22 protein-coding genes and 1 tRNA gene are annotated in these 26,424 nt (G+C 64.0%); 9 read left to right on the forward strand and 14 right to left on the reverse strand.

Annotated features, from left to right (window positions below; all coding sequences use genetic code 11):
* Positions 1 to 35: 35 nt before the first annotated feature.
* The 6 genes from GTH22_RS11575 (at position 36) to GTH22_RS22250 (ending at position 7,631) form a co-directional block, all read left to right on the forward strand.
* Positions 36 to 884, forward strand: coding sequence for a Ku protein (locus GTH22_RS11575; protein ID WP_252945384.1), 849 nt, complete (start codon positions 36 to 38; stop codon positions 882 to 884).
* Positions 881 to 3,313: a DNA ligase D gene (gene ligD / locus GTH22_RS11580; protein WP_252945385.1), complete on the forward strand. Its 2,433-nt coding sequence runs from the start codon at positions 881 to 883 to the stop codon at positions 3,311 to 3,313. The genes GTH22_RS11575 and ligD overlap by 4 nt, the downstream gene beginning before the upstream one ends.
* 133 nt (positions 3,314 to 3,446) lie before the next feature.
* Positions 3,447 to 3,956 (forward strand): 2Fe-2S iron-sulfur cluster-binding protein, encoded by a 510-nt coding sequence (locus tag GTH22_RS11585; RefSeq protein ID WP_252945386.1) that lies wholly within the window; start codon positions 3,447 to 3,449, stop codon positions 3,954 to 3,956.
* Positions 3,953 to 4,918 (forward strand): xanthine dehydrogenase family protein subunit M, encoded by a 966-nt coding sequence (locus GTH22_RS11590; protein ID WP_252945387.1) that lies wholly within the window; start codon positions 3,953 to 3,955, stop codon positions 4,916 to 4,918. Before GTH22_RS11585 ends, GTH22_RS11590 begins: the two co-directional genes overlap by 4 nt.
* Positions 4,915 to 7,128: a xanthine dehydrogenase family protein molybdopterin-binding subunit gene (locus GTH22_RS11595; RefSeq protein WP_252945388.1), complete on the forward strand. Its 2,214-nt coding sequence runs from the start codon at positions 4,915 to 4,917 to the stop codon at positions 7,126 to 7,128. The genes GTH22_RS11590 and GTH22_RS11595 overlap by 4 nt, the downstream gene beginning before the upstream one ends.
* Positions 7,129 to 7,451: 323 nt before the next feature.
* Complete coding sequence (locus GTH22_RS22250) at positions 7,452 to 7,631, forward strand: FCD domain-containing protein (RefSeq protein WP_371928385.1); 180 nt, start codon at positions 7,452 to 7,454, stop codon at positions 7,629 to 7,631.
* Between the two features lie 279 nt (positions 7,632 to 7,910).
* Here GTH22_RS22250 and GTH22_RS11600 read toward each other — a convergent pair whose 3' ends face one another.
* From GTH22_RS11600 to ychF, 7 genes are all read right to left on the reverse strand, one after another.
* On the reverse strand, positions 7,911 to 9,470 hold the full coding sequence (locus tag GTH22_RS11600; RefSeq protein ID WP_252945389.1) for a tyrosine-type recombinase/integrase: 1,560 nt from the start codon (positions 9,468 to 9,470) through the stop codon (positions 7,911 to 7,913).
* A gap of 59 nt (positions 9,471 to 9,529) precedes the next feature.
* Positions 9,530 to 9,862, reverse strand: coding sequence for an AlpA family transcriptional regulator (locus GTH22_RS11605; protein ID WP_252945390.1), 333 nt, complete (start codon positions 9,860 to 9,862; stop codon positions 9,530 to 9,532).
* A 237-nt stretch (positions 9,863 to 10,099) separates the two neighbouring features.
* Positions 10,100 to 10,189 (reverse strand) — tRNA-Ser (locus GTH22_RS11610).
* 49 nt (positions 10,190 to 10,238) lie between these two features.
* Positions 10,239 to 11,132, reverse strand: a complete 894-nt coding sequence (locus GTH22_RS11615) for a dioxygenase (RefSeq protein WP_252945391.1) — start codon at positions 11,130 to 11,132, stop codon at positions 10,239 to 10,241.
* Positions 11,133 to 11,326: 194 nt separating this feature from the next.
* Positions 11,327 to 12,301 carry an agmatinase gene (gene speB / locus GTH22_RS11620; protein ID WP_252945392.1) on the reverse strand — a complete coding sequence of 325 codons (975 nt, stop codon included), beginning with the start codon at positions 12,299 to 12,301 and terminating at the stop codon, positions 11,327 to 11,329.
* 203 nt (positions 12,302 to 12,504) lie between these two features.
* On the reverse strand, positions 12,505 to 12,849 hold the full coding sequence (locus GTH22_RS11625) for a hypothetical protein (RefSeq protein WP_252945393.1): 345 nt from the start codon (positions 12,847 to 12,849) through the stop codon (positions 12,505 to 12,507).
* Between the two features lie 78 nt (positions 12,850 to 12,927).
* A complete protein-coding gene (gene ychF, locus GTH22_RS11630; protein WP_252945394.1) occupies positions 12,928 to 14,025 on the reverse strand; it encodes a redox-regulated ATPase YchF in 1,098 nt (365 codons plus the stop codon).
* 120 nt (positions 14,026 to 14,145) lie between these two features.
* Between ychF and GTH22_RS11635 the strand changes: the two genes are divergently transcribed.
* The 3 genes from GTH22_RS11635 (at position 14,146) to GTH22_RS11645 (ending at position 17,314) form a co-directional block, all read left to right on the forward strand.
* Positions 14,146 to 14,565, forward strand: a complete 420-nt coding sequence (locus tag GTH22_RS11635) for a VOC family protein (protein ID WP_252945395.1) — start codon at positions 14,146 to 14,148, stop codon at positions 14,563 to 14,565.
* 107 nt (positions 14,566 to 14,672) lie between these two features.
* Complete coding sequence (locus GTH22_RS11640) at positions 14,673 to 15,899, forward strand: putative DNA modification/repair radical SAM protein (protein WP_252945396.1); 1,227 nt, start codon at positions 14,673 to 14,675, stop codon at positions 15,897 to 15,899.
* Positions 15,899 to 17,314: a UdgX family uracil-DNA binding protein gene (locus tag GTH22_RS11645; protein WP_252945397.1), complete on the forward strand. Its 1,416-nt coding sequence runs from the start codon at positions 15,899 to 15,901 to the stop codon at positions 17,312 to 17,314. Before GTH22_RS11640 ends, GTH22_RS11645 begins: the two co-directional genes overlap by 1 nt.
* A gap of 14 nt (positions 17,315 to 17,328) precedes the next feature.
* On the opposite strand, the gene GTH22_RS11650 is transcribed toward GTH22_RS11645, so the two are convergent.
* The 7 genes from GTH22_RS11650 to choX form a co-directional block, all read right to left on the reverse strand.
* Positions 17,329 to 18,696 carry an aspartate aminotransferase family protein gene (locus tag GTH22_RS11650; protein WP_252945398.1) on the reverse strand — a complete coding sequence of 456 codons (1,368 nt, stop codon included), beginning with the start codon at positions 18,694 to 18,696 and terminating at the stop codon, positions 17,329 to 17,331.
* A 107-nt stretch (positions 18,697 to 18,803) separates the two neighbouring features.
* Complete coding sequence (locus GTH22_RS11655; protein WP_252945399.1) at positions 18,804 to 19,448, reverse strand: hypothetical protein; 645 nt, start codon at positions 19,446 to 19,448, stop codon at positions 18,804 to 18,806.
* 159 nt (positions 19,449 to 19,607) lie between these two features.
* Positions 19,608 to 22,808 (reverse strand): chemotaxis protein CheB, encoded by a 3,201-nt coding sequence (locus GTH22_RS11660; RefSeq protein WP_252945400.1) that lies wholly within the window; start codon positions 22,806 to 22,808, stop codon positions 19,608 to 19,610.
* 161 nt (positions 22,809 to 22,969) lie between these two features.
* Positions 22,970 to 23,428, reverse strand: coding sequence for a ribose 5-phosphate isomerase B (gene rpiB / locus GTH22_RS11665; protein ID WP_252945401.1), 459 nt, complete (start codon positions 23,426 to 23,428; stop codon positions 22,970 to 22,972).
* 72 nt (positions 23,429 to 23,500) lie between these two features.
* Positions 23,501 to 24,538 carry a choline ABC transporter ATP-binding protein gene (gene choV, locus GTH22_RS11670; protein WP_252945402.1) on the reverse strand — a complete coding sequence of 346 codons (1,038 nt, stop codon included), beginning with the start codon at positions 24,536 to 24,538 and terminating at the stop codon, positions 23,501 to 23,503.
* Positions 24,535 to 25,374, reverse strand: a complete 840-nt coding sequence (gene choW, locus GTH22_RS11675) for a choline ABC transporter permease subunit (protein WP_252945403.1) — start codon at positions 25,372 to 25,374, stop codon at positions 24,535 to 24,537. The genes choV and choW overlap by 4 nt, the downstream gene beginning before the upstream one ends.
* 115 nt (positions 25,375 to 25,489) lie before the next feature.
* Positions 25,490 to 26,410 carry a choline ABC transporter substrate-binding protein gene (gene choX, locus GTH22_RS11680; protein WP_252945404.1) on the reverse strand — a complete coding sequence of 307 codons (921 nt, stop codon included), beginning with the start codon at positions 26,408 to 26,410 and terminating at the stop codon, positions 25,490 to 25,492.
* Between the last annotated feature and the right edge of the window lie 14 nt (positions 26,411 to 26,424).

Genomic DNA, 26,424 nt, shown 5'->3' on the forward strand with positions numbered 1-26,424 from the left:
CAGCGGCGGCGGGACAGATCGAAAGGGCACATCTCATGGCGTCACGCGCGATATGGAAAGGGCAGCTCAGGCTTTCGCTGGTGGCGATCCCGGTCGAGATCCACTCGGCCCGCAACTCCGGCAGCAAGGTGTCCTTCCGACAGATCCACAAGCCCTCCGGCAAGCCGGTGAGCTACCAGAAGGTGGTGAAGGGGGTGGGACCGGTGGAGACCTCCGACATCATGAAAGGCTACGAGACAGACAATGGCGACTTCATTCTGCTGGAGCCCGACGAGATCGACGCGATCAAGCTCGAGACCAAGAAGACGCTGGAGCTGAGCCAGTTCGTCGAGATCACCGAGATCGCCCCGATCTGGTTCGACCGGCCCTACTACGTGGTCCCCTCCGACGAGCTGGCCGAAGACGCCTACCGCGTGGTGCGCGACGCCCTGCGCCAAACCAAGAAGGCCGGACTTGGCCAGCTCAGCATGCGTGGCAAGGAATACCTCTGCGCAATCCGGCCCTGCGGCGACGGCTTGCTGATGGAGACCCTGCATTACGAGCAGGACATCCGCGATGCCGACCCACTGTTCTCCGGCATAGAGGACGACGCCTCCGACGAGGAGTTGCTCGAGGTGGCCACCCAGCTGATCGAAAAGAAGACCGCCCCCTTCGACGCTTCCGCCTTTGAAGATCACTACGCCGCCGCCCTGCAAGACCTGATCTCCCGCAAGATGCGCTCGAGCAAGACCCCGCGCGCGAAGGCGGAAGACAAGGAAGATCGCCCCGAGGGTGAAAACGTGGTGGACCTGATGGATGCACTGAAGAAGAGCCTGAAGCAGAGCAAGGGCACGAGCAAAAGCACGAGTAAAAGCACGGGCGGACGCAAGAAGAAGGCGTCATGAGCCAGCTTCGGGAATATGCGGCTAAACGGGATTTCTCGGTCACCCCCGAGCCGCGCGCCGAGCTGGTTGAGGCCGGAGGCCGCCAGCCAGGCTTCGTCGTTCAGAAGCACGATGCCACCCGCCTGCACTTCGACTTCCGACTCGAATGGGACGGCGTTCTGCTGTCCTGGGCCGTTACCAAGGGCCCCTCTGCCGACCCGGGCCAGAAGCGGCTGGCGGTGCGCACCGAGGACCATCCGGTGAGCTACGGCAGCTTCGAGGGCACCATCCCCGAAAAGGAATATGGCGGCGGCACAGTCATGCTCTGGGACACCGGCTGGTGGGAGCCGCTGCAACCCGTGGCCGAGGGGCTGAAACAGGGCAAGCTGCACTTCCGCCTCCACGGCGCGCGGATGAAGGGGGGCTGGGCCCTGGTGCGGATGCGCGGCAAGAAGGGCGAAAAGCGCGAGAACTGGCTGCTCATCAAGGAGCGCGACGATTTCGCCGGGCGCAGCGCGGATGCGCTGGTCAACCGGCACCGCACCAGCGTCACCACCGGCCGCGCGATGCGTGACATCGCCGCCGACCGTAGCGCCCTCCGCCCCGCCGACCATGCCAGGCCCCTGCCCCGCTTCCGCAAGCTTCAGTTGGCCACGCTGGCTGATGCCCCGCCCGAGGGTGACGGCTGGCAGCACGAGGCCAAGCTCGACGGCTACCGCTGCCTGATCGCCGTCGGCAAGGGCGGCGTGCGGCTCTACACCCGCAACGGCAAGGACTGGTCCGACCGCTTCGGCGCCCTGCGCGACCCGGCCGATGCCCTGCCCTGCGACGCCGCGCTGATCGACGGCGAGGTGGTCGCGGGCGGCGCGGGCGGTGACTTCTCGGCGCTTCAGGCGGCGCTGAAGGCCGGCGAGCCACTCACCTTCTATGCCTTCGACTGCCTCGCCCTCGACGGAGCCGACCTGACCGGCAAACCGCTAACCGAAAGGCGCAAGGCGCTCGAGGGACTGTTTGCCTCCCTGCCTCCGCGCGGCCCGCTCCGGCTGAGCCCCGTACTGGAGGGCAACGGTGCCGCGGCGCTCGCCACGATCTGCGAGGCGGGCGGCGAGGGGATCGTCTCCAAGCGGCTGGATGCGCCCTATCGCGGCGGGCGCGGGCGCTCCTGGATCAAGGCGAAGTGCATCCGTCGCGCCGAGTTCGTCATCGGTGGCTGGTCGCCCTCCGACAAGCGGGGGCGCCCCTTTGCCTCATTGCTGCTCGGCAGCCGCGAGGGCGGGCGCTTCGTCTATCGCGGACGGGTCGGCACCGGATTCGACGCAGACGCCTTCGACGAGATCGGCGCCGCCCTGAAGCCCCTCGCCCGCAAGACCCCGCCCTTCGAAGGCGAACTGCCCTCCGAGGCCGATGGCGCGCATTGGGTCACCCCCAAGCTGGTGGCCGAGGTCGAATACACCGAATTCACCAGCGAGGGCCGCATCCGCCACGGCGTGTTCAAGGGCCTGCGCGAAGACAAGGAGCCACGCGAGGTGAGTGCGAAGCAAGAGGCCGAGATCGATGGCGCGGAAGAAAAGGTTGGCGGGGTGCGCCTTTCCAGCGCCGACCGGGTCGTCTACCCCGAGGCCGGGCTGACCAAGGCTGACGTCGCGCGCCACTATGCTCGCGTGGCCGAGCGGATGCTGACCCATGCCGCGAACCGCCCGCTCTCGCTACTGCGCTGCCCCTCCGGCCTCCCGGGCGACTGCTTCTTCCAGAAGCACGCGGGCAAGGGCTTTCCCTCCGAAGTCAAGTCGATGCCGATCGAGGAGAAGGACGGCGGAACAGAGGACTACATGTATGTCACCACCCCCGAGGGCCTGATCGGCGCGGCGCAGATGGGCACGCTGGAGTTTCACATCTGGGGCTCCGCCCGCGACCGGATCGAGCGCCCTGACAGGATGGTCTTCGACCTCGACCCCGACGAGAGCCTCGGCTTCGACGCGGTGAAGGCCGCCGCTGCAGAGGTGCGCGAGGGTCTGAGCGCCTGCGGGCTGGAAAGCGCGCCCATGGTCACCGGCGGCAAGGGGGTGCATGTCATCGTGCCACTGCGCCGGGTCGCCGGGTGGGACACGGTGAAGTTCTTCTCCCGCACCTTCGCCCAGATCCTCGCGGAGCGGCACCCCGACCGCTACACCGCCGCCATGTCCAAGACCAAGCGCAAGGGCCGGACCTTCATCGACTGGCTGCGCAACGAGCGCGGGTCCACGGCAATCGCACCCTATTCGCTGCGTGCCCGCAAGAGCGCCGCCGTGGCGGTGCCGGTCACCTGGGAAGAGCTGAACGGCCTGCCCTCCGGCGACGTGTTCCACGCGGGCGACATGGAGGCCCGTCTCGCCGCCCTCTGCCCGCTGGAGAACGCCCCGCTCGGCAGCATCGGGGCCGCTGCGGTCGAAGCGCTCGAAGCCTGGGCATGAGCCTGAGCCTGCCGCTCGGTCAGGTGCGCCAATCCCCCGGACCACGGAACCTCCTGCGCCCGCACCGGTTGAGGCTGCAACGGGTCGCCGCGTGCGCCCCCGCCCACGTCCTCGAACACCGGAGGCCCAGCCCGTGCGAACAGAGCTGACGATCAACGATGAAACCCGCGTTTTGGAGGCCGACAGCCGCACGACCCTGCTCGATGCCCTGCGCCATCACTTCGGCCTGACAGGCACCAAGAAGGGCTGCGACCACGGCCAGTGCGGCGCCTGCACCGTGCTGCTGAACGGACAGCGCATCAACGCCTGCCTCACCCTGGCCTGCATGCATGACGGCGACGAGATCACGACGATCGAAGGGCTGGGCACGCCCCAAGACCTGTCTCCCCTTCAGAAAGCCTTCGTCCAACACGACGGCTTCCAATGCGGGTACTGCACTCCGGGCCAGATCTGCTCGGCCACCGCAATGCTCGAAGAGATCAAGGCCGGGTGGCCCAGCCATGTCACCGACAACATCACCGCCCCGCCCGAACTGAGCGACGAGGAAATCTCGGAGCGAATGAGCGGCAATCTCTGCCGCTGCTCGGCCTACCCAAACATCGTTGATGCTATCCGCAGCGTCGGGCGGGGAGAAGAGTCATGAGGGCGTTCGACTACCGCCGCGCCAGTGGCACGGGTGACGTGGCCCGCGAGGGCGGCACCATCATCGCCGGGGGCACCAACCTGCTCGACCTGATGAAACTCGAAGTCATGGCGCCTGAGAAGCTGGTGGACATCACCCGGCTTGACCTTGCCAAGATCGACGAGCTGGAAGATGGCGGCTTGAAGATCGGCGCGCTGGTCACCAACAGCGCGCTCGCCGCCGACCCGCGCATTCGCCGCGACTGGCCGGTGCTGAGCAAGGCGCTTCTGGCCGGGGCCAGCGGGCAGTTGCGCAACAAGGCCACCACGGGCGGCAATTTGCTCCAGCGCACCCGCTGCTATTATTTCTACGACACCGCGATGCGCTGCAACAAGCGCGAGCCCGGATCGGGATGCGACGCGCTCGGCGGGTTCAACCGCATCCACGCCATCCTGGGCGAGAGCGAGCACTGCATCGCGACCCACCCCAGCGACATGGCCGTGGCCCTGAGGGCGCTCGGAGCCGAGGTCGAGGTTCTGTCCACCTCGGGCGAGACCCGGCTGCTCGACCTGGCGGCGTTCTACCGCCTGCCCGGCGACACCCCAGAGATCGAGACGGTGCTGGAGCCCGGCGAGCTGATCACGGCGGTGCACCTGCCCCCCGCTGTCACGGGCCGGCAGGTCTATCGCAAGGTACGCGACCGGGCCTCCTATGCATTCGCGCTGGTGTCGGTCGCGGCGGTGGTCGAGGTGGAGAGCGGCGGCATCTCCCGCGCCCAGCTCGCCTTCGGGGGGCTCGCTCCCATGCCTTGGCGAAATGCCGATGTCGAAGAGGCGTTGGTCGGCGAGCCCCCCTCGGATGCGCTCTTTGACAAGGCCGCCGACATCCTGCTGGCCAAGGCCAGGGGCCATGGCAGCAACGACTTCAAGATCCCCCTAACCCGCCGCACCCTGAAGGCGGTGCTCAAGGAGGCGACCCGATGACCAGCCACCTGAAGATGGACAAGCCCGACACCCGCCGCCGCCTCGACGACATGGCGCAAGGCGTCGTCGGTACAGCGATGACCCGCCCGGAGGGGCCGCTCAAGGTATCTGGCACCGCACAATACGCCAACGAGTGGCGGCCCGAGGGTCTGTGCCACGGCGTGCTGGTCCGCGCCCCCGTCACCGCGGGCCGCGTGACCGGCACGAGTGCCGAGACGGTAAAGGCCCTTCCCGGCATCCTTGCGGTCCTCACCGACCCGCGCCTCCTGCGAAACCCGGCCCAGGGCACCGCCAACGAGGCGCCGGTGCAGGACCCCTCGGAGATCGCCTACTTCGGCCAGCCGGTGGCCCTCGTGGTCGGCGAGAGCTTCGAGGCCGCCCGCCACGGGGCACAAAGCCTGGAGATCAAGGTGGCATCCCGGACCGGCGCGGTCAACGACCCGAACCTGGCCGAAGAGATCGAGGAACCGGACGAAAAGCAGTTGTCGCAGGGCGACCTTTACGCGGCGATGGAGGCCGCCGCCTATAGCGTGGACGAAACCTACATCACGCCCGGCCACAACAGCGCGGCGATGGAGCCGCACGCCTCCATCGCCGCCTGGGACGGCGACACACTCACCGTGCACGGCAGCTACCAGATGCTGAAGTACAACGTGAACGAGCTGGCCGATGCCCTCGGGATCGACCCCGCGAAGGTGCGCATCCGCGCGCCTTACGTGGGCGGCGGCTTCGGCGCCAAGCTGGGGATCGCGCCCGAGGCGGTCGCCGCCGCGCTGGCCGCCAGGGAGCTGGGCCGCCCGGTCTCCGTCGCCCTCACCCGCCAGCAGGTGTTCGAAACCACCATGCGGCGCTCCGAAACCACCCAGCGCATCCGCCTCGCCGCAGATAGCGAGGGGCGGCTCACGGGCATCGGCCACGAGGCGCTGGTGTCCAACCTGCCCGGCGAGTCGTTCTCCGAGCCGGTCACACAGGCCACGCCCTTCATGTATCGCGGCGAGAACCGCGAGATCGGCCACCGCATCGCCCGGGTGCACCGCACCTGCGCGGGCTCAGTCCGGGCGCCGGGCGAGTCGGTCGGCGTCACCGCCTTCGAGACCGCGATGGACGAACTCGCTCACCGTGCGGGGATCGACCCGGTGGAGCTACGTCGCAACAACATCCCCGAGGAGGACCCGAGCCAGGGCATCCCCTTCTCGTCGCACAAGCTCCGCGCCGCGCTGGACGCCGGGGCCGAAGCCTTCGGCTGGAGCGCCCGCAGTGCCGAGCCCGGCGCCAGGCGCGAGGGCGAATGGCTGATCGGGCACGGCATGGCCTCGGCCTTCCGGGTGAACATCCTGCAGGAAGCCAAGGCCCGCGTGCGCCTGCACCCGGACGGGCGCGCCGAGGTCGAGACCGACATGACCGACATCGGCACCGGCACCTATGCCATCCTCGGCCAGATCGCGGGCGAGATGCTGGGCTTGCCCCCCGAGCGCGTCACCGTCACCCTGGGCGACAGCGCCCTGCCCCCCGGCCCCGGCTCCGGCGGTTCCTGGGGCGCGGCCTCGAGCGGCACATCCGTGTTCCTGGCCTGCGAGGCGATCCGGGCGCAGCTGGCGCAGAGCATGGGCGTCGACGAGCCGGACCTCACGCTGAAGGACGGCCAGGCCACCGCCGCCAACGTCACCCGCCCGCTCTCCGAGTTGCTCGACGGCCCCTGCGAGCAGATCGGCCACGTTGAGCCCGGCGACACCCAGACCGAGCGCCGCCAGTCCACCTTTGGTGCCTACTTTGCCGAGGTCGCCGTCAATGCCGTCACCGGAGAAAGCCGGGTTCGCCGAATGCAAGGCGCTTTTGCCGCCGGCCGCATCCTCAACCCACAGACCGCGCGCTCGCAATGCATCGGCGGCATGGTCTTCGGCATCGGCATGGCACTGACGGAAGAGCTGGTCCATGACCCCCGTCATGGCCAAATCATCAACCACGACTTCGCGGAATACCACCTGCCGGTCAACCTGGACGTGCCTCAGATCGAGGTGCAGTTCATCGAGGAGCGTGACGACTGGGCCAACCCGCTACAGGCGAAGGGCATAGGTGAGTTGGGCATCTGCGGCGCGGCGGCGGCGATCAACAACGCCATTTTCAACGCCACGGGCGTCCGTGTTCGTGAGTACCCCGCCACGCTGGACAAGGTGATCTTACAGTTTGGCGATTTGTGCTGCCGCGATTAAGCAGTCTAAGCCATGACGCAGCGGGCTCTCATATCGCGATACGAGTAACGCGCGCGCCAAACCTCACGTCGGCCGTTGCTGCTTCATGATCGTCAACTGCAACGCTCGTTCGAATTCGGGCGTTCCACGGTGGATGCGATGTAGATAGTAATCCAGCATTAGCTCCTTTTCTTCGGATGTCGATTCCCTAGCGTTTCTCATACTGCCAAGTATCTCAAACCGCTCTTCGTCCGACATCTTGCCATAGACGTCTCTGTGATCGTGTCGGTTTCGTGGCCGAGATTCAGTGACCATGCTTTGCGGGCCACAGGGTTTGGGCAGAGCTGTCTCCCCAAAGCTCCAAGAGTTGTCTACCGGAACGGAATCGTCGCAACGTGGCTGCGCATCAGGCGATCGTGGATGGCATTCTCGGGCGTGATCCGGATGCAGCCGAGGCTGCCTTGCGCAAACATCTCGAAGACGCCTGGGATCAGGTCCGCGAGACTTTCAATATCGAGCACTGAGATGCAGTCGACTTTGCCTCGCAACTGACCTGCACCAACGGCACATGGTCATTGCCCGGAGCCGGCCGAACAACCTGATCCCCGTAGCGACGAAGTTAGGTTGGCATCAGCTTCTCTGGCTTGCGGGGCTGCAAGAGGGAACGCTCGCCCCTGAAAAGGTGCCGTGAGCTGACTTTCTACGCGCAACCTTCCGCAGCGCAGCCGGTTTAAGACTGGCTTGATCAATCGGTTTCCACCCGTGGAAGTCGTGACTTCTTGGCGAATGTTTGCCTTACGTTACTAGTCAATAACCTGGCATGAGCCTTGTTCAGATTGGATCAGAGCGATCTGTAGTTTTGTTGCGCGCACGTAGTCTGGAGAGCTCCGATCCAAACGATTGAAGAACAGGTCCAGGAGCAGGTCCTTTTCATAATCAATCAAGTCTCCCCGCGCTCTCATTTCCGTCATGATGCCCGAGCGCTGGTCTTCTTTCAGCTTGCCGTAGTATCGTTCGGTAATCACGTCCGTCTCGTGCCCTAGGTTCTGAGACCACGCTTTTCTTTCACGTGCCGACTTACAAAGAACGTTGCCCAGAGCGGCCAGCGTGTCTCTCGCGCAATGTGGGCTGTGTTCCGCATCAGCGACCAGACTTGCGGCCTTGAAAGCCCGAGTAACCGAACCTGCGCTGCGCATTGGCTCAATCATTCGACCGCGGCCCAATTTGTGGACGAGGTGCCGATGATCCGGGAAGAGAGCGTCGTCTTCTCCGAAACCCAGCTGTACTATGGTTTCGATCCACTCCCGCACGACACGCTCGAAACTTTCGGTGCGCGGGAAAAAGCTGACGACAAAGTTCTTGCCGTTCTTTCCTTTGAGGCTCCGCCCCTCATGGATCACTTGGGCATTCACCACTTCGACGTGCCTTATTCGGAGATTGATTAGCGCCGTCGCCCGGAAGCCCGAAAGAAAGGCCATTGCTACGATCGCTTGGTCACGTCGCTCACGAAGACTACCGGCAGGCATGCCAGCAACCATCGCGGCAGCGTCCTCGATACCTGGATAGCTACGGGCTTTGGGAAGTGCCTTGGCAGACAATTTCCGGGGTAGTTCGAGGTAACCCGGCAAGTTGGCGCTCAGCCTGCGGAAGCCATCTTTACCGCGGAGCCAGTTAAGGAAGCCCCGCACGTGAGAAACCCGGTGCCGCACCGTCGAACAGGAAAGACCGTCCTCACCACTCTCTTCCAGGCGCAACAACAAGCCATCGCGATACCCGGCCACATCCTCTTGGCGCAGCTTTTCAAACGGCTTCTCCCCGACGGACGCCTCGAACTCCCGAATGGAGACGAGATGTGCCGCCAAGGTTTTGGCGTCGTAACGACCTGCGTATTGCTGCCAGTCAAACACTGTCCGATCGTTGCATGAGCCACCGCGTCCCGCCGCATTCTCGTCATCGGGTGAACGGATCTTCCCAATACCAGCCGGAGAGTCAGCTTCATCTTCGGCTATGACTTGCAGGCTGGTGTTGGTTTGGACAGCCTTCGTGAGCTTGTCGCACTCAACCTCATTCAGGAACTTTGAGTTGCGCACTTCACAGTTTGGGCAGACGGCAAATGCCGTCAGTCTGCGGAGTGCGTCAGGCAAAATTTCGACTGAGCCGACTTCCGGAAAGAAAATCGCCTTGCACGTGAAGCATTTGAATTGCCCGTGGCGTAGTGACTGACGGCTTCTGGATCGACGAAGCTCATGAAAGCGTTTCAGTTCTTCTCCTCTAAACAGATGTTGCCCCTCACCCGGAGAGGGGCGCAACCCATCGCCAACCCAGTTCGATACCGTGTTCCGACACACATCGTAGAGCTCCATGACCTGGGGAACCGAGTAGACTCGATGCCGCATCGGCCGAACCTTCCTGTACGAGCGGCTCATTCTTGAACGAGAGTTCGACGGCGGGCTTCGAACTGCTCCATATCCACGCGCGCCCAGCGCGTGACCCTGTTGGAGAATCGGACCGGTTTAGGGAAATCGCCTTTCGTGCACCACCGCCAGATCGTGGCGGAAGACACACCGAAATGGGCTGCAACTTGCTTTACCGAAAGATAATTTCCGCCGGGCGCGTGCTCCGCAGGACTTACGGCATTGGCGAGCGGCTCCTTAGCGGCCACTTCGCCCGGGGTGACCTCGGCAACGCTGTTCGCGTTGAGTTCATCCGAAAAAAGATCGAATTGTTCGTGATAGCTTGAGTCAGCATTGGACATGCTTGATCCCCTTCGTCGAGGGCAATCAAGACAACATCCTGCGCCTATGAATTGCGGTTGTACTGCGGGCTTATCAGGTAGCCCTCACCTATGGCGCCAACATGCAACGACCTGAAGCGACCTGACAAGTCATTTTTCGGACCCGCGAAAGGCGGTGGGAAATGTGGGGCTAGATGTGGGGCTGAATGCGGCAGCTCCAAACCTTCGCAACCTAATCAATACCATAGGCAGCAATAATGGCGGAGACGAAGGGATTCGAACCCTCGAGACGGTTTCCCGCCTACTCCCTTAGCAGGGGAGCGCCTTCGACCACTCGGCCACGTCTCCGCCGGCGGGTTTATCGGCGCGAGGCTTTGGGGGCAAGGGGGAATTCGGCCTACTTGATCGGCGGCACCGGCAGCTTCGCCTCACCCTCCTGCAGCACGAAGCGATGCTCCAGCGAAAACCACGGGCCGATCTCTCCCGCTTCGGGATGCGCGCCCTCGTGGCGCTCCAGCGTGCCGATCAGCGCCTCGGTTACGCCGAACTGCACATCCGAGGTCAGCCATTCCGTGTCATCCACGTAGATCTGCGAAATCAACGTCTTGAAGCCCTTCTTGAAGGCCAGCACATGCACGTGGGCGGGACGCATCGGGTGCCTGTCCTGCGCCTCCAGCAGCTGCCCCACCGTGGTGTCGGTCGGAATCGGGTAGCCCACCGGGCGCACCGAGCGAAACCGCACGCGCCCATCCGCCCCGGTGTGGAACTTGCCGCGCAGGTTGTAGGGCGCCTGGCCCGCGTCCTGGTTCTCGTAGAGCCCCACCGGCGAGGCGTGCCACACGTCCACCTCCAGCCCCTCCACCGGCTGCCCCGCGGCATCGACAAAGGCAAACTCGGCAAACATCGCAGGCCCCGGCGTGTCGGAGCGCACGATCGTCGCGCCCTGCCCCGTTTCCGGGTGGTTCAGCCGCCAGAACGGGCCAAGCAGGCTCTGGGTCGTTTCCGTGCTTCCGCCCTCGCCGTTGTTCTGAAGGCAGACCAGAGACGACACCCCGAGCGAGCCCGCCATCAGCACGAACTCGTTGTGGCTGTCGGTCGTCTGCTGGCCCATCCGATTCAGCACCCCGGTCGCCGCCCGGAACTCCTCCTCGGTCAGCCCGGTCTCGCGGACGAAGCCGTGCAGGTGGCGCACGAGGCTCTCCATGATCTCCCGCAGACGCGGATCGCGGGTTTGGGCCATGACGTCGAGCACGGCGGGGGTGAGCGCCTCGAGGTTCGCAATGATGGGCATGGGTGGGTCTCCTTTGGCATCTTCTCTGCCGAGCGGCGGCGCGGGGCGACCGCGCCCCGTTGCGCGGGACGGGTGGTTAACTTAACCAGGCTGTCCGATTTCGCGTATGCACGGGGTGTGTACGGGATGTGCACAGCTTGTGCCTGTGATCTTTTTACGGTTAACGCCCGAAATCCTTCAGCTTTTACCGAATATCAACCTTCCGTCCCGCCGGCGATCGCCTCTGCCATCACGCAGAGCAGTTCGAACATGACCGAGGCCCCGAGGTAGGAGGTCAGCCCGCCCACATCGAAGGGCGGCGAGACTTCCACCATGTCGGCGCCCACCACGTTGAGGCCCCGCAGCGCCCGCACCACCTGCAACGCCTGGTAGCTGTTCGGCCCGCCGACCTCCGGCGTGCCCGTGCCCGGCGCGAAGGCCGGGTCGATGAAGTCGATGTCGTAGCTGATGTAGGTGGGCCCCTGCCCCACGATCTCGCGGGCCTCGGCCATCACGTCATCGACCCCGCGGGCATGAAATTCCTCTATCGGAATCAACCGGATGCCGACCGACTTGGCAAAATCCTTGTCCTCGCTGTCATAGGCCGTGCCGCGAATACCGATCTGCACCACCCGCTCGGGCTCCAGCAGCCCTTCTTCCACGGCGCGGCGGAACGGGGTGCCATGGGTGTACATCGTGCCGCCGAAATAGGAGTGGTAGAGGTCGGTGTGGCTGTCGAAATGCACCATCCCCACCGGGTCATTGGCGGCCACTGCCCGCAGCACCGGCAGCGAGGTCAGATGGTCGCCCCCCGCGGTCAGCGGCATGATTCCCGCATCGAGAACCTTCGCGTAGAATGACGTTAACCTGTCCATGGTATCAGGAATATCCGCCGGGTTCGGTGCCACGTCTCCGAGGTCGGCGCAGTTGACCAGCTCGTAGGGCCGCACCCCGGTGGCCCCATTCTCGGCCCGGATCATGGTCGAGGCGTCCCGCAACGCGCGTGGCCCATGGCGCGGGCCCGGCCGGTTGGTGGTGCCGCTGTCCCATGGCACCCCGATCAACCCGATGTCGACCTCGACGAGCCGCTGGTCGTCAAACGACAGATGAGGAAGCCTCATGAAGGTCGGGATGCCGGCAAACCGCGGCAGATCGAAGCCCGAGACGGGTTGAAAGAAGGTATCTGACATTGGGGCATCCTCGCTGACCTGCCGCCCAGAGTGCCGTCCGCAGCCCCGGATGGAAAGCCCCCTCAGGCCAGCGCCAGCACGTCGCGCGCCCGCGGCGATGGTGAGTTCAAGTCAGCGGAACCCCGCGTCCGCATGGAGGGTGCCCGGAGCAACTTCGCACACCCGAGACGTTGCTGCCCCGGTGGCAAGCCTCGCCCCGCAGCTCACTCCGCGTCAATCAGCAGGCATTGGTAGCGCTTTTCGGTCTCTTTCACCGTCGCCTCGGCCTCGGCGTTGATCCGGCGCGAGATCTGGGTGCTCGTGGCGGTGCCGTTGACGATGTGGTTTGCCGCCCAATCCGCAACCTTGCCCAGCCGGGCCTCGGTGTAGCGGTGTGCCTGGGTGGCCCGCGCCTTGGCGTCGGCCCCCGGTGCGCAGAGATAGGTGCTCTGGTCGCCGCTGGCGTTGGCGAAGCCAAAGCGCGCCCTGTCGGGATAAGCGGTATTAACGATTGCATCGGTAGAACAGGCGGCCAGAAGGAGGGCGATCAGCGGAACGAAACGGGTCACGAAAACAAGGGTCCTTTCTGTTTGGCCGCCCGCGGAAAATGCGCCCTCACGGCACAGGGCCCGGGCGGTCGGTCTTGGTCAGCCGGAATGGAGAAAATGCAGCACATCGCCATCCTGCACTACGTAGCTTTTGCCTTCGGCCCGCATCTTGCCGGCCTCCTTGGCGCCCTGCTCGCCATTGCCTGCGATATAGTCATCGTAGGCGATGGTTTCGGCGCGGATGAAACCCTTCTCGAAGTCGCCATGAATCACGCCGGCGGCAGCGGGGGCCGAGGTGCCCTCGGGGATCGTCCAGGCGCGTGCTTCCTTGGGGCCTACCGTGAAGTAGGTCTGGAGGTGCAGCAGCTGGTGGCCCGCACGGATGAGCCGGTCGAGCCCGGCTTCCTTCAGGCCGAGCTCCTCAAGGAACATCTCGGCCTCGTCCGGGTCGAGCTGCGAGATCTCCTCTTCGATCCGGGCGGAGATCACCACGCTCGCCGCACCCTGGGCTTCGGCCATCTTGGCGACGGCGGCAGAGTGGGCATTGCCCTCGGCGGCCTCGTCTTCGGTCACGTTGCAGACGTAGAGAATGGGCTTGGAGGTGAGCAGTTGCAGCAGTTTCCAGGCCCGAAGGTCCTCGTCGGCAACCTCCACGCTGCGGGCAGGCTTGCCGTCTTCCAGCGCGGCCTGGGCCTGCGCCAGCAGCCGGTCCTGCTGGGCGGCTTCCTTGTCGTTGCCCTTGAGCTTGCGCACCAGGCCGGCGCGGCGCTTCTCGATGCTTTCGAGGTCGGCCAGCATCAGCTCGGTTTCGATGGTCTCGGCATCGGCGACAGGGTCGACGCGGCCTTCCACGTGGGTCACGTCGCCATCTTCAAAGCAGCGCAGCACATGGGCCACCGCGTCGCATTCGCGGATGTTGGCAAGAAACTGGTTGCCCAGCCCTTCCCCCTTGCTCGCACCCTTCACCAGCCCGGCAATGTCGACGAAGGTCATGCGCGTCGGAATGATCTGCTTCGACTTGGCGATCGCCGCCAGCTTTTCCAGCCGCGCGTCAGGCACCGCCACCTCGCCCACGTTGGGCTCGATGGTGCAGAAGGGAAAGTTGGCCGCCTGTGCCGCCGCAGTGCGGGTCAGCGCGTTGAACAGCGTCGACTTACCCACGTTGGGAAGCCCCACGATGCCGGTCTTGAAGCCCATGAAACGTTACTCCGATGTTGCAAGGGCGTTCTAGGCAGGGTGGTGCCGAAGGGCAAGCGGAGCCGTTGACTCCGTGGCGGCCCTCATATTACGTTGATCTCAACGCAAAAGGAGTTTCCCATGAAAGCCATTCCCTATCTCTTCTATCGCGGCACATGCCGCGAGGCCTTCGAGTCCTACGCCGAGATCTTCGGCAGCCCCGCGCCCGAGCTGTTCCTTTTCTCTGCCATGCCGGAAGAAGAGCGCGCACAGATGCCCGGCGTTTCGGGCGATGCGGTGATGCACGGCGCCGTCCGGGTGGGCGACACGCATCTTTACGGCGGTGACGACATGATGGGCGACTTCGTTCCGATGGCGGGCAGCTCGATTTCGGTGACGCTCAAGGACAAGCCCGAGGCCGAGCGCGTGTTTGCCGCTCTGTCGAAAGGCGGCGAGGTGCGGATGCCGATGATGGAAATGTTCTTCTCTCCCGCCTTCGGCACCCTCACAGACCGCTTCGGCATTCGCTGGATGGTCATGGCAGAAGGACCAGAAGGCTAACCGCCAGCCTCCCGGGCTGACTCGCCCTGCCTCGGCTACGTCCTACTACATTGCACTCTCGACCCTGTGACTGGCATGTTCCGAAAGAAGAACATAAACAGAACATCATGGTCAAAAGAACGCTCGAAAACAAACTGGCAATCCTCGCAGATGCCGCCAAGTACGATGCCTCCTGCGCGTCGTCAGGCGGGGAGAAGCGCAGCAGCAAAGACGGAAAGGGCCTCGGCTCCTCCGGTGGCTCGGGCATTTGCCATGCCTACGCCCCGGATGGCCGCTGCATCTCGCTGCTCAAGATCCTGATGACAAACTTCTGCATCTACGACTGCGCCTATTGCGTGAACCGCGTATCGAGTCGGGTCGAAAGAGCGCGCTTCACGGTCGAGGAGGTCGTCCATCTCACCGTCGAGTTCTACCGCCGGAACTACATCGAAGGCCTGTTTCTTTCCTCGGGCATCATCAAATCGCCGGATGACACCATGGCCGACATGGTCCGCATTGCCCGCACCCTGCGGCAGCAGGAAAACTTCCGCGGCTACATCCACCTCAAGACAATCCCCGACGCCTCCCCCGAACTGCTCGACGAGGCCGGCAAGTGGGCGGATCGCCTCTCCATAAACGTCGAGCTGCCAACCGAGAAGGCCCTGACAACACTGGCCCCCGAGAAGTCCGCCCAGCAGATCCGCACCGCCATGGCAGGCGTGCGCGCCCGCCGGGAGGCCGCGAAAGAGCCAACCTGGAAAGGCCGCAAGGGCCGTTTCGCTCCCGCAGGTCAGAGCACGCAAATGATCGTCGGCGCCGATGCCGCGCCCGACAGCGAGATCCTCGCAAATTCGTCGAACCTCTATGCCAGCTACAAGCTGTCCCGGGTGTATTACTCCGCCTTTTCTCCCATACCCGATGCGAGCAAGGTGCTCCCCCTCATCCGCCCTCCCCTGCAGCGAGAGCACAGGCTGTATCAAGCCGATTGGCTCATGCGGTTCTACGGGTTCGATGCCGGCGAGATCGCGCCCGAATCGGGAATGCTCGATCTCGATATCGACCCCAAGCTTGCCTGGGCACTGGCGCACCGCGAGGCATTTCCGGTCGATATCAACACCGCCCCACGCGAGGCTCTCCTGCGTACGCCCGGTTTGGGCACCACCTCGGTCAAACGGATACTCGCTGCCCGCCGGCATCGCACCTTGCGCTATGACGACCTGCTCAAGGTCGGCTGCAATCTGAAGAATGCCAAGGCCTTCATCACCTGTCCCGGCTGGTCGCCACGCGGCCTCACCGACGATGCAAACCTGCGCGCCCGCTTCGCACCGCCCCCCGAACAGCTCAGTCTTTTCTGATGCTTACCATCCGCCTGCCCCGCATCGGCTCGGTCGCTGCCTGGCGCAGCGAGGCCCGCCGACTCGCCGCCGCAGGGGTGGCCGCCGAGCATGTGCGCTGGACGCAGGACGCGGAAAATGACCTTTTTGCACGGGACGACGCGCCAAGAGGGAACCCGGTTGAAATTCGCCTCTCCAAGCAGGCCCTGTTTGATATCGAAAGCAGCCTCTACCATCGCGATCCCGAGCGTTTTGCCCGGGCCTATGCGCTTGTCCTGCGGCTGGGGAGAGGCGAGATCCGCTGGGGAGACCGTGCCGATGATATGCTGCGAAAGTTGCTGCATCAGCGCAAGGAGGTGGGCCGCGACATTCACAAGATGCACGCCTTCGTGCGCTTCAACGAGCTGACAGAACCGGGCGCAAACCGCAGGGCGTTCGCCGCATGGTTCGAGCCGGACAACCCCATAGTGGAAGCCGCAGCCACGTTCTTCGCCAAGCGCTTCGGCGATATGGACTGGGTGATCGCGACCCCCTACCTCACCGCCCGTTTCATCGGTGGAGAGCTTGCCTTTGAAGAAACGGTGGACAACGCCCGCCCCACCGAGGACGCCAGCCATGATCTCTGGCGCACTTACTATGCAAACATCTTCAACCCCGCCCGCCTCATGCCCGAAGCAATGCGCTCGGAAATGCCGAAGAAGTACTGGAAGAACCTCCCTGAAGCCCGGTTGATCCCGGAACTGATCCGCACCGCTCCGGCTCGCGCCGCCGAAATGCAAGCCAAGCTCCCTTCCATCCCGCCTGCCTTTGCGGCCAAAGCCGGGGTCACGCGGTCTCCCATGCCGCAAGACCTAACACCTGATACCTTCAAGCAGCACCTTGATGCCTGCACCCGCTGCCCCATCGGTTGCAGGGCAACTCAGGCCGTGGCGGGACAAGGCCCCCTCACCGCCCGTGTCATGGTGGTGGGGGAGCAGCCCGGAGATGCCGAGGATCTGGCAGGCAAGCCGTTCGTCGGCCCCGCTGGAGTTCTCTTCAATGAGTGCGCTTCAAGAGCCGGCCTACGCCGGGCCGAGACCTACGTGACCAATGCGGTCAAACACTTCAAGTTCACACCGCGTGGCAAGCGTCGCATCCACCAGCGGCCCGATGCGGGAGAGATCGAGATCTGCTCTTGGTGGCTCGATCTCGAACGCGAATGGGTGAAACCGAAACTCATTCTCGCAATGGGCGCCACCGCCGCGCAATCGCTCACGGGCTCCTCCAAGAATATCACCAGCCGTCGCGGCAGCATCGAGGCCACGCCGGATGGTACGCCGGTACTGCTCACCACCCACCCGAGCTACTTGCTGCGCCTGCCCGACACAGGGGCACGCGAGGCGGCGCAAAGACAGTTCGAGGCAGATTTGCGTGAGGCCAGCGCCTACCTGCGCTGACCTCGCGACACATGTCACCCCAGCTCGACGCTCACGTCCTTGAGCGCCGCTTCAACCCCGGTCAGGATTTCGGCCACGCCCTGCTCGTCGATGATCATCGGCGGGCAGAAGGCGATGGTGTCGCCGAGATTTCGCGCAATCACGCCATGGTGCATCAGGGCCTTGTTCATCGCGTTGCCCATCGCGCCAACGGCGTGCTCGCCTTTGGCCTTCGCCGGGTCCATCTCGAGCGCCGCGATCAGCCCGATGCCGCGCATTTCGCCCACCAGGTCGAACTCTTCCGCCAGCTTCTTCAGGCCGGCCCGCAGCGGCTCGCCCTGCCTGGCGGCGTTGGCGACCAGTCCGCGCTCTTCGATGATGGCGATGTTTTCCAGCGCCACGGCAGCGCCCACCGGATGGCCCGCGCCCGTTACGCCATGGCCCAGCGTGCCGATGCGGCCCGACTCGTCCTGAATGGGGGCATAGGCCCGCTCGTTCAGCAGCACGGCCGACAGCGGAAAGTACGAAGAGGTGATCTGCTTGGAGCTGACCATGATATCGGGCTTGATATCAAAGGTCTGGCTGCCCCAGAGGTTGCCGGTCCGGCCGAAGCCGCAGATGACCTCGTCCGCCACCAGCAGAATGTCATACTGGGACAGCACCGCCTGGATCTTCTCCCAGTAGCCCTTCGGCGGTACCACAACACCGCCCGCGCCCATCACCGGCTCACCGATGAAGGCGGCAATCGTGTCCGGACCCTCGGCCTGGATCATCGCGTCGAGATCGGCGGCGCAGCGGGAGGCAAACTCCTCTTCGGTCTCGCCGTCCTGACCCTCCTTCCAGAAGTGAGGACAGGTGGTGTGGAGGATGCCGGGCAGCGGCAGATCGAAGCTGCGGTGGTTGTAGGGAAGCCCGGTTAGCGAGGCGGATGCCACGGTAACGCCGTGATAGCCGCGCAGGCGGGAGATGATCTTTTTCTTCTCCGGCTTGCCCAGCGCGTTGGCGCGATACCAGAGAAACTTTACCACCGTGTCGTTGGCCTCGGAGCCGGAGTTGGTGAAATAGGCCTTGCTCATCGGTACGGGCGCGATGCTGACCAGCTTCTCTGCAAGGTCGATCGCAGGGCCGTGGGAGCGGTGCGCGAAAGTCTGGTAATAGGGCAGCTGCTTCATCTGCGCCGCCGCCGCCTCGACCAGCCGCTCCTCGCCAAAGCCCACGGCCACCGACCAGAGCCCGGCCAGCGCCTCGACATAGCGTTTACCCTGATTGTCCCACACATGAATGCCTTCGCCGCGCTCGATCACGGTGGGGCCGACATCCTGATGCAGCTCAGCGTTCGTGTAGCTGTGCAGATGGTAGGCGATATCGCGGGCTTCGGGCGAGTTGGGGGAGTGGCGGTTCATGGGGGTGCCTTTCTGTGTAGTCTTGCGGCACAGAATGCAGAGGCAACGTCGGAAGTCACCCCCCGAAACACCAACTTCCCTCAGGTGAGCGCATTGCAACCAACCCGCTAGCGGACGGGAATGGGTCCGGGAAGGCGAAAGCCCTTCAGCGCTGCGGGTGTCTCATCGGGCAACTCGGCTGTGGCCGGGGCCTCCTGTCCGGGGGTATGGGCAAGGTAGCGCGTGAGCAGGCCGACATAGAACTCGAGGTCGTGCTTTTTGCCTTGAAGCGCCTGCAGCCGCGCCGCCACCCGCGCGCCGGCCTCGCCATCGGACTTGGCCACAGATGCATCGAGACGCAGCATGTCGAGGCAGGGCAGGAGAAGGTCGAGGAGGGCCGTTGCGGCAACATAGTGCAAGGCATTCTCGGCAGCGTGTTCCGTGCGGTGCCGGGGCAGCAGCATTGCCTGAACCGAACCGAAGGCGCGCTGAAAGCGGACCAGAACCTTCTGGATGCCGTCAAACACCGTCTGGGCCGCCACACGAATGCCCACGAGCGACAGGTGCGCGATGGCCACGTGCAACTGGCTATCGGCCAGCAATCCGCGATCATGGGAGGTGGGCAGGTGGGGCATCAACTCGGCCAGAAACTCCGGCGTGAAAGCCTGGGCCAGTGGCTGGGCAACGTTGAAGGTGGTGCGCACCCGGGTGGCATGCAGGTTGAACTCGACCCTCTCGACGAACCACTGGTTGGTTTGAGTGTCCCGAAACACCGAAATGGCAATTTGACTCAAATTTTCGCCGTCTTCCGCACCCAGTCCCATCAACATTTTACAGGCCTCACCACAACCAACTACAGGAGCGGTCGAGTATCGCCGGAAAAAGGTTACTTTGTGGTTAACAGTGGGGTTCGGGGCGCAAGATCCGATAAGTCACTCGATGATCCGGATCGTGCCGAAGACATGGCTGATCTTGCCCTCATCGTTGCGATAGGCCCGCCCGGTGCTCCGGTACGGCGCCAGTTTGCCCTCGCCCTGCTGGATCTCGCCTTCGAACTCGTAGGGATCGCCGTGGGTCATGGCTGCCTCGAGCAGGGCCCGCGCCTTGGTGGCGCTGTCGGGCGACAGGCGCTCCAGTGCGACCTCGATCGTGGGCTGCACGGAAGGGTCGATGCCGAAGATGCTGTAAAACTTGGGGTTCCAGTAGTTGGCACCATTGATGACATCATAGGAAAACACCCCGATGCCCTCGTCCGTGGTGATCTCGTTGTAGTGACGCAGCAGCATGTTCTCGGTCTGGACGCGGGAGAAGTCGCGGATCACGCCGACAACGGCAACCGGCGTGTTCAGGCGGTCGGTAATGACCGTGCCCGAGCTTTCGATCACGATGAGCTTGCCATCGGCCCGGTTCAGGCGGGCCGTGAAATGAAAGCCGCCGCGCTCTTCAAGCGCAGCCTCGAGATGGGCGCTCACCATCGCCCGGTCTTCCGGGTGATAGAAGGACAGAGCCCGCTCAAGGGTGATCGGCTTGTCGGCGGCCGGCTCGCCATGGATCGCATAGGTTTCTTCCGACCAGCTGATCTCGTTCTCGGGCAGTTGCACGTGCCATGTGCCGATCTGCCCGAAGCGGCGCAGGGTGTGGTTGAGCGAGGTCTCGATCGAGTTTTCCAGCAGCGTGACCATCACCACCAGGCCGATCAACTCGTCGGAGGCGCTGACGAGGGGCGCGATCGTCAGCAGATGACGGCTCATGCCGGTGCCGAACTGCCGCGAAAGAAACTTGCGGTTGAGCAGCGCCTGCGAACACAGGTCCACCACCGGGGGGAAACCTTCAGGCAGGTGGCACTGCGAAACGTGCCCCATCGACTGGCCGCGGGTGCGCAGGCGAAACTGCTCTATCGCGCGGCGCGAGGCGTGGCGAATGAGCAGCCCCTGATCGAGCATCATCATGGTCGTGGGCAATCCGTCGACGATGCCGTTCAGCTCCGCGGTCGTGCGCTGAAGCTCGGTGGAGTTGACGATCAGCTCCTCATTGACGGTGATCAGCTCTTCGTTGGTCGATTGCAGCTCCTCGTTGGAGGTTTCCATCTCCTCGTTGGTGCTCTGCAACTCCTCGTTCGAGCTTTGCAGCTCCTCGTTCAGCGATTGCAGCTCCTCGTTGGAGGTCTGGAGCTGCTCCATCGTCACGTTTAGCGCCTCACGGGTGCGGCTCAGCTCGGTCTCGACGTAGGTGAGGTAGTCGGAGCGCTCTTCCTCGCTCGCTTGCGGCGTGGTGCGTAGCTCGGATTCGATGGCCAGCAGCACATAGGGGTCGTCATTTTCGGTGCCCGCAATCGGATAGGCCACGAGGCGGGCATGGTTGAAGTCGCGCCCCTCGACCTGATGCCACTGTCCGGTGCGGGTTTTCATGTTCTTCAGCGCCACGAGCACGAGGGTGGTGCTTTCATTGGCCAGCGGGGCCTTCAGCAGCCGCAGCGTGAACCCCTTGAACACTGCATCCGTGATCTGGCTGTAGGGCGCGAGGTCGCCGTAGACCTTCATCACGGTGCTCTCGCTGTTCACCAGAATCGCGTTGTCGGCAACCGACCGCACCAGACTGTGAAAGTGGCCCCAGTCATTGACGTTGTCGGCGCTGGGCGCCCGCTGCTGGTCCAGCATCCTGCGACTGGCGCGGATGGCATGGGCCGAACCGAAGTTGGCCATGTCGAGGGGCGGGGCGGCGCGCTTGGCATAGATCCGCGCGGCCGGGTCATACTGCACGAAGTGGCTGTCCATCGCCCCGGTTGTCTCCGAGGTGCCCAGAAACAGCAGGCCGTCGGGAGCGAGCGCGTACTGGATGCGGGAAAGGACCCGGTCCTGCAGGTTGCTGTCGAAGTAGATCAGCACGTTTCGGATGCTGACCAGGTCGATCGACATGAACGGCGCGTCCTGAAAGATGTTGTGCCGGGTGAACATCACGCAGTTGCGCAGGCTCTGCTTCACGAACACCCGGTCGCCGCTGATGTCGAAGTACTTGTTGAGCAGGTCGGAAGGGATGTCGTCGGTGGCGCTGCGTGGGTAGGCGCCTTTCCGGCCCACGGCGAGAGCGTGTTCGTCGATGTCTGTGGCGAAGATCTGCAGGGTTTCCTTGGCCAGCGCCTCCAGACCGCCCGCGGCTTCGGCATAGAGCGCCGCGATGGAATAGGCCTCCTCGCCGGTCGCACAACCCGCCACCCAGATCCGTATCTTGGCCCCGGGTTTGGAGGCAATGCGCTCGCGCAGCACATCGCTCAGCACCGAAAACTGTGCAGAGTCACGGAAAAACCGCGTCACGGAGATCAGGAGATCCTTGTAGAGCGCCTCGACCTCTTCCTGGCTGCGCCGGCAGAACTCGATGTACTCAGCCTGGCTGGAGATACCCTTGGCCACCATCCGGCGGTGAACCCGGCGGTTGATCGTGCTTTCCTTGTACTGACGGAAATCGACCATCGTGTGCGCGAGCAGGATCTGGAAGAGATCGGCGTTCTTGGTCGCCTCCTCGCCCATTTTCTTCAGTTCCTCGAGATCCCGCGGCTGGCTCAGGATCTGGGCGAGGTGCTTGCCGATCTGCTGCGGTGTCAGCACGAGGTCCACGCAGCCGGTGCGGATGGCATAGACAGGCATGGAATCGTACTTCGCTGAAGTGGGCTCCTGCGCCAGAGTGATGCCCCCGACCTCGCGGATCGCCTGCACGCCATAGCTGCCATCGCTGCCGGTGCCCGACAGGACCAGCCCGATGCACCGGGCGCCCAGCCCTGCGGCCAGCGCCTTGAACAGACGGTCCGCAGAGGGCTTGGGCGTTGCCGGGTGGCCTTGCGGCGCGAGCACTTCGAGCTTGCCGTTCTGAAAGCTCACGTCGCTGCCGGGAGGCGGAATGTAGATGGTGTCCGTGGCCGGTTCGGTCGGCTCGGTTATCTCCTTCACCTCAAGCGCAGTCTCCCGCGACAGCAGCTTGACCAGCATGCTCTCGTGGCTGGGCGACATGTGCTGGGCAAGCACGAAGGCACAGTTCAGGCCCTTGGGAAGGTTCTGAAGAAACAGGGACATCGCTTCGAGGCCACCTGCAGAGGCAGCGATACCGACAACGATCGGCAATTTGGCGGCGTCGTTCGTCATGCTTCCCCCGGGCTTCTGCACAGGCAATGCGGCTTTGCGTCGGGTCAGTTTCTAGCATTGGTTGTGGAGGCTTTCCACGGGTTTTGACCTGCTGGAATCCCGGATTCCAGCAAACTGAAGCCTTCAGAGCAGGTTCAGGTCCATGGCCGCGAGGCCAAGGGTCACTCGGCGGGGTGCGTCTCTGCCTCGATCATGTCCACGCGCAGGGCATGGCGGCCGCCTTCGAACTCGGCGTCCAGGAAGGCATCGACGATTTCAAGCGCCAGCCCTTCTCCCACCACGCGTGCGCCGAGCGAGAGCATATTGGCATCGTTGTGCTGCCGGATCATCGCGGCCGAGAATGTATCGGAACAGACCCCGCAGCGGATGCCGGGCACCTTGTTGGCAGCCATCATGATCCCCTGCCCCGTGCCGCAGAGAATGATTCCGAGGGCGCAATCGCCCGAGGCCACCCTTTCGGCCGCGGCCCGGCCATGCTTGGGGTAATGGGTGCTCTCCGGCGTCGTCGGCCCGATATCGACAACCTCCCAACCCTTCGCGGCAACATGGGTAGCAACCGCCTGTCGCAGGTCGATTGCGGCGTGGTCGCTGGACAGGACGATACGTTTGTCGGCGGTCATGGAAGCCTCTTTTCCGGGGAACAGAGGCGCAGAATACCACCCTGCGGAGGGAGGTCCAGACGGTGAGCCGCGTCAACCGGACGCCGTGACCTCTTTTGCGGTGAGCCCGTTCAGGATGTCATCCTTCGAGAGTTCCCCTACCACGGCACCTTCCTCGGTCACGCCCACCGGGCCGCTGCTGCCGATGAGGGTTTCCATCGCATCGCGCACCAGCATGTCGGCATCCACCGTCACGGCCGGAGCGCCCGTTGCGGGCTTCATCAGGTCGCGGGTTCGCAGCACGCCCAAGGGGTTCATGTGCTGCACGAATTCTGCCACATAGTCGTTTTTTGGATCGCGGAAGATGTCCTGCGGGGCGCCCGTCTGCACGATGCGCCCGCCCTCCATGATCGAGATCTGGTTGCCGAGCTTGAAGGCCTCGTCGAGATCATGGCTGACGAAGATGATCGTGCGTTTCAGGCGCTGTTGCAGCTCCAGCAGTTCGTCCTGCAACTTGGTGCGAATGAGGGGGTCGAGCGCCGAGAAGGGCTCGTCCATCAGCAGGATCGGGGCCTCGGTGGCAAAGGCGCGAGCAAGGCCCACGCGCTGTTGCATCCCGCCCGAAAGCTCGCCCACCTTCCGCTCTGCCCAATCGGTCAGGCCCACAAGATCGAGCTGGGTGTCGATCTTGTCGTCGGCCTCAGCCTTGGGCATGCCCGCCAGCTCCAGCCCGAGCCCGACGTTCTCGCGCACGGAGCGCCAGGGCAGCAGACCGAACTGCTGAAACACCATGGCCACGTGGTGCATCCGGATACGCCGAAGGGTTGCCTTGTCGGCATTGGTCACATCCACCATGCCGTGCCCGTCGTTCACATGAACGGCCCCGCGCACTACCGGGTTGAGCCCGTTGACCGCGCGCAGCAGCGTGGATTTGCCCGAGCCGGAAAGGCCCATGAGCACGAGGATTTCGCCTTCCTTCACGTCGAGCGAGCAATTGTGAACGCCGAGCACCTGGCCCGTGGCCTGCTGGATCTCGCCGCGTTCCTGGCCTTGGTCCATCAGCGGCAGGGCCTGCCCGGGTTTTTCACCGAAGACGATCGAAACGTTGTCGATTTTGACGGCAGTGCTCATTTACGCGCTCCCACGTTCAACATCCGGTCAAGCATGATGGCCACCACCACGATGACAATGCCGCTCTCGAAGCCCAGCGCCGTATTCACCTGCCCGAGGGCGCGCATCACCGGCACGCCGAGGCCGTTCGCGCCGACGAGCGCCGCAATCACGACCATGGAGAGCGAAAGCATGATGGTCTGGTTCAGTCCCGCCATGATCTGCGGAAAGGCATAGGGCAGCTCGACCTTCCAGAGCGTCTGGCGCGGTGTGGCCCCGAAGGCGCGTGCGGCCTCCAGAAGCGATTGCGGCGTGGAGGACACGCCGAGATAGGTCAGCCGGATCGGCGCCGGCAGAACGAAGATCACCGTGGCGATCAGGCCCGGCACCATGCCGATGCCGAAGAACACGATGGCAGGGATCAGGTAAACGAAGGTCGGCAGGGTCTGCATCAGGTCGAGGACCGGGCGAAGATAGGTGTAGAGCTTGGGCCGGTGGGCGCAGGCAATGCCGATGGGCACGCCCACGGCCATGCAGACGAGGCAGGCCGAGAGCACAAGCGTCAGGCTCTCGGTGGTTTCGTCCCAGTAGCCCTGGTTCAGCACGAAGAGGAACCCGAGGAAGATGAACAGGCAGACCTTCCAGCTTTTCTGCAAGAACCACGTGGCGGCGACGAAGGCCAGGATCACCAGGATTGCCGGCGGCTCCTGCATCACCCAGAGAATCGCTTCGATCATGGTTTCCATCACCGCGGCGAACCCGTCCAGCAGCACCTCGCCGTGGTCGCGGATCCAGTCGAAGACAATCTTGGCCCCCTTGCCCACGGGTATCTTGTAGTCTTCCAGCAAGTCTTCCACGTCGTCGTCTCCCCGTTGTCCCCTCTTCGACCGTGTTGCTCGCAGCGTTCTGCGTCAACCGGCCAAAAAAGAACCGCCCGCGTGCGAGGCGGGCGGTTCGGCCTTGCGTCTGGTCTTAGAGGCCCAGCGCTGCGCTGACGGCGGCCTTGGCATCGCCGCCATCCTTGGCCGTCACACCGTCGAGCCAGGTATCGAGCACCTCGGCATTGGCCTTCAGCCACTCTTCGGTGGCATCTGCCGGATCGGCGCCGTCATCGAGGATCTGGCCCATGATGCCGTTTTCCATCTCCAGCGTGAAATCCATCTGGCTGAAGAGCTTGCCGAGGTTCGGGCACTCTTCGGAGTAGCCTTTGCGGGTCACGGTGTGCACCACGCCCTCGCCGCCGAAGAAGTCTTCGCCGCCGGGCAGATACTTGAGCGAGAAATTGGCGTTCATCGGGTGGGGTTCCCAGCCGAGGAAGACCACGTCCTTCTCGTCCTTGTAGGAGCGTTCGACCTGCGCGAGCATCCCCTGCTCGGAGCTTTCGACCACTTCCATCTCGGCGTCGCCGAGGCCCATCTTGTTCTCTTCGATCAGAGAAACGAGGTAGCCGTTGCCCTCGTTGCCCGGCTCGATGCCGTAGATCTTGTTGTCGAGCGACTCGGCGAACTTGGCGATATCGGCGTAGCTCTGAAGGCCCTTCTCGTAGGTGTAGGTGGGCACGGCCAGCGTGTACTTCGTGCCTTCGAGGTTCACGTTGATGGCCTCGATCTCGCCGGATTCCATGTAGGGCCCGATGGCGCCGGATTGCGCGGGCATCCAGTTGCCGAGGAACACGTCGACATCGTCGCTTTCGAGCGAGGCGAAGGTTACGGGCACCGAGAGGATCTTCACATCCACCTCGTAGCCCAGGCCCTCGAGCACATGCTTGGCAGTGGCGGTTGTGGTGGTGATATCGGTCCAGCCAACGTCGGACATGACGACAGTGTCGCACTGGGCGAAGGCCGCGGAGGCGGCGCAGATGGCAAGGGCAGATACGGCTGCGGTGGTTTTCATGTTGGTCTCCCTGT

This window comes from Oceanicola sp. 502str15, assembly GCF_024105635.1.
GTDB lineage: Bacteria > Pseudomonadota > Alphaproteobacteria > Rhodobacterales > Rhodobacteraceae > Vannielia.

Coding starts and splice junctions, on each gene's coding strand:
- GTH22_RS11605 (WP_252945390.1), bottom strand. CDS start 9,862: ATGTCCAATGCTGACTCAAGCTATCACGAACAATTCGATCTTTTTTCG.
- GTH22_RS11645 (WP_252945397.1), top strand. CDS start 15,899: ATGCTTACCATCCGCCTGCCCCGCATCGGCTCGGTCGCTGCCTGGCGC.
- ligD (WP_252945385.1), top strand. CDS start 881: ATGAGCCAGCTTCGGGAATATGCGGCTAAACGGGATTTCTCGGTCACC.
- GTH22_RS11660 (WP_252945400.1), bottom strand. CDS start 22,808: ATGACGAACGACGCCGCCAAATTGCCGATCGTTGTCGGTATCGCTGCC.
- speB (WP_252945392.1), bottom strand. CDS start 12,301: ATGTCAGATACCTTCTTTCAACCCGTCTCGGGCTTCGATCTGCCGCGG.
- GTH22_RS11575 (WP_252945384.1), top strand. CDS start 36: ATGGCGTCACGCGCGATATGGAAAGGGCAGCTCAGGCTTTCGCTGGTG.
- choX (WP_252945404.1), bottom strand. CDS start 26,410: ATGAAAACCACCGCAGCCGTATCTGCCCTTGCCATCTGCGCCGCCTCC.
- GTH22_RS11640 (WP_252945396.1), top strand. CDS start 14,673: ATGGTCAAAAGAACGCTCGAAAACAAACTGGCAATCCTCGCAGATGCC.
- GTH22_RS11650 (WP_252945398.1), bottom strand. CDS start 18,696: ATGAACCGCCACTCCCCCAACTCGCCCGAAGCCCGCGATATCGCCTAC.
- rpiB (WP_252945401.1), bottom strand. CDS start 23,428: ATGACCGCCGACAAACGTATCGTCCTGTCCAGCGACCACGCCGCAATC.
- choV (WP_252945402.1), bottom strand. CDS start 24,538: ATGAGCACTGCCGTCAAAATCGACAACGTTTCGATCGTCTTCGGTGAA.
- GTH22_RS11635 (WP_252945395.1), top strand. CDS start 14,146: ATGAAAGCCATTCCCTATCTCTTCTATCGCGGCACATGCCGCGAGGCC.
- GTH22_RS11595 (WP_252945388.1), top strand. CDS start 4,915: ATGACCAGCCACCTGAAGATGGACAAGCCCGACACCCGCCGCCGCCTC.
- GTH22_RS11615 (WP_252945391.1), bottom strand. CDS start 11,132: ATGCCCATCATTGCGAACCTCGAGGCGCTCACCCCCGCCGTGCTCGAC.
- GTH22_RS11600 (WP_252945389.1), bottom strand. CDS start 9,470: ATGGAGCTCTACGATGTGTGTCGGAACACGGTATCGAACTGGGTTGGC.
- GTH22_RS11590 (WP_252945387.1), top strand. CDS start 3,953: ATGAGGGCGTTCGACTACCGCCGCGCCAGTGGCACGGGTGACGTGGCC.
- ychF (WP_252945394.1), bottom strand. CDS start 14,025: ATGGGCTTCAAGACCGGCATCGTGGGGCTTCCCAACGTGGGTAAGTCG.